The following is a 2,602-nucleotide window of genomic DNA, read 5'->3' on the forward strand; positions in this document are numbered from 1 at the left end:
TCGCCGCGACGGCTTGCACTGGCCCCACCGCGACGGCTTGAAGTGGCCCCACCTGCCGTCGGGTTTTCTGTTCTGCGAGTCATAGCTGATCGGGCGCCGCGCTGCCGTTCCGGAGCGGAGCCGTAGGCGGAGCGGAGGAGCGGTAGCGCGGCGCGGTCCGGGTCATGCGGGCTGTCCGCGGCGGCGTTTGGTCTGGGTGAGCCCGTGGTGGAAGCGCCAGGATTCGCTGCCGGTGTCGATGATGTGGGCTCGGTGGGTGAGCCGGTCGACGACGGCTTTGGCGAGGCGGGGGTCGGCGAAGACTTTCGTCCATTCGCCGAACGGGAGGTTCGTGGTCACGATCAGGCTGCCGCGTTCGTGGCGTTCGGAGAGGACCTGGAAGACGAGCTCGGCAGCACCGTCGGGCAGGGCGAGGTAGCCGAGCTCGTCGAGGACGACGAGCTCGCTGCGGGCGTAGCGGGCGACGACGCGTGCGAGCTCGCGTCGGCCTTCGGCTTCTTGGAGTTCGTTGGCGAGGCCGGCGAGGGTGGTGAAGCGGACGCGCCGTCCGGCCTGGCAGGCGCAGACCGCGAGTGCTGTGGCGAGGTGGGTCTTGCCGGTGCCGCTGTCGCCGATCAGGATCACGCTCTCGCGGTCGTCGATCCAGCTGCCCTCGGCGAGCGCGGCGATCGTCGCCTGCGGCACGTTCGGGTTGTCTTGGAAGCGGAAGTCGTCGAGCCGTTTGATCTGGGGGAAGCGGGCATCGTTGAGGCGGCGGCGTTCGCGGCGTTCGGTGCGCTCGTTGATCTCGGCCTCGAGGAGCGCGCCGAGGTAGGCGACCGGTGTTTGCTGCTCCCGTGTTGCCTCTGCGGCCAATGCGCGGAAGCGGCGGCGGACGGTCGGGAGCTTGAGCTCGATCGCGTGCGCGTCGATCAGCGCCTCCAACGCTGCGGTCTTCGCGTTCGTCGTCATTGGGCTGCTCCGATCAGCTCGTTGTACTCGGTGAGGTCGGGCGCCGGCCGGGCGTGGACGGCCAGCCGCGGCTCGAGCTGCTCGAGCGGCGGCGAGGGCTGGCCGGTTGCGTCTGCTCGGCGTGCGAGCACCGCGACGGCGCGGCCGTCGTGGGCGCCGGCGGCGAGCGCGCCCTGGACGGCGAGCTCGACCCGGCCGGGGTCATGCTCGCGGCTGAGCAGGAGTACGTCGACCATCTGCCGGGCGGCCTCCGAGCCGCCGTAGCGGACAGTCAGCGCGGCCCACAGCTCGTCGAAGCAGCCCGGCCAGCCGCCGCGTTCACGTTCCTGGCGCAGCGCCAGCGAGTGCTGGAGCCCGCCCGGCTTGCGCTCGAGTAGCTCGAGGTAGTGGTCGAGCGTCGCGCTGGTGCCGTACCGTCCCTGCAGCCGCTCGTGGCGCGCGACGACCGTGCCGCTGTGGCTGACCGTGATCTCGCGCGCGCCGATCCGGACGCTGACCCGCAGTCCCGCCAGGCGCACCGGGACCGAGTAGCGGTTCTGCCGCACCGTGACCAGCGACTTCGCATCCACCCGCGGCGTGGCTGTGTCCGCGGCGTCGAACGGGTCGGCCGGCAGAGGACGGAGCAGCGGCCGCTCCTGCGCCCACGCCTCCCCGACCGTGACCGCACGCCCGACGATCCGCCGGCGCAGGTCGGCTTCGCAGCCCGCGAGCAGGAGCGCGTTCAGCTCGGCCATCGTCGCGAACGCCGGGACGGGGACGAGATGGTTGCGGCGGAAGCGACCCACCTCTCCCTCCACGCCGCCCTTCTCGTGCGCCCCCTCGATCCCCGGCCTCGTGAACGCCGCGGCGTACAGGTAGTGGGAGCGGAGCGCGACGAAGCGGTCGCTCTCGACCCGGCGGCGTCCCCTCAGCACACGCTTCACGGCCGAGGTCGGGTTGTCGTAGCGGATCTGCTCGAACACGCCGCCGAACCAGTCGAACGCCTCGACGTGCAGCTCGAGGAACGCCTGCTGCGTCTCGACCAGCGAGGCTTGACAGAACGCCGCGCCCGAGAACGACGGACGCATGAAGAACAGATGAATCGTCGTGCGCACCCCGGCCAGGTCGACCTCGGCCTCGCCCCAGTCGACCTCCGCACCCACGCCCGGGTCGTGCACCTGCGGGATGAACACCTCCCCGACCGGCCAGCCCATCGCCCGCTTCCGCCCCCGCACGTAGTCGCGCACCGTCGTCTCGGCGACCTCGGCCCCGTGCTCGTCGACGAGCCGCCGCCAGATCCGCTTCGCCGTGTGACGCTGCTTCCGCGGCGCCTCCCGATCAGCCTCAAGCCACGCATCGATCAGCGGCCGATACGGCCCCAACCTCGGCGCCGGCCGACCCAACGGCGACCGCTTCGCCGGCGGCAACGGCGACGCGAGCGCCTGCCTCACCGCCCGCCGATGAACCCCATGCCGCTCCGCCAACGCCCGGATCGAAAGCCCCTCCCGGTCGCGGTCCCGCCTGATCTGCTCGAACTGCTCCATCCTCGACCACATCCCCACTGGCTCCTCCCGCTCGAGCTCGATGAGCCACGAACGCTTGGCCGCCGATCGGACGGAGGTGGGGCCAGTTGAAGCCGTCGCAGCGGGGCCACTTCAAACCGTCGCGCCGA

At 71.6% G+C, this 2,602-nt stretch carries 2 protein-coding genes; both read right to left on the bottom strand.

All coding sequences use genetic code 11. From position 1 onward, the window contains the following. Positions 1 to 162: 162 nt before the first annotated feature. A complete protein-coding gene (gene istB / locus Gocc_RS15510; protein WP_114797486.1) occupies positions 163 to 951 on the bottom strand; it encodes an IS21-like element helper ATPase IstB in 789 nt (262 codons plus the stop codon). Then, a complete protein-coding gene (gene istA, locus Gocc_RS15515; RefSeq protein ID WP_114797487.1) occupies positions 948 to 2,486 on the bottom strand; it encodes an IS21 family transposase in 1,539 nt (512 codons plus the stop codon). The genes istB and istA overlap by 4 nt, the downstream gene beginning before the upstream one ends. Positions 2,487 to 2,602: the final 116 nt, after the last annotated feature.

The sequence above is a fragment of the Gaiella occulta genome (assembly GCF_003351045.1).
Taxonomy (GTDB): domain Bacteria; phylum Actinomycetota; class Thermoleophilia; order Gaiellales; family Gaiellaceae; genus Gaiella; species Gaiella occulta.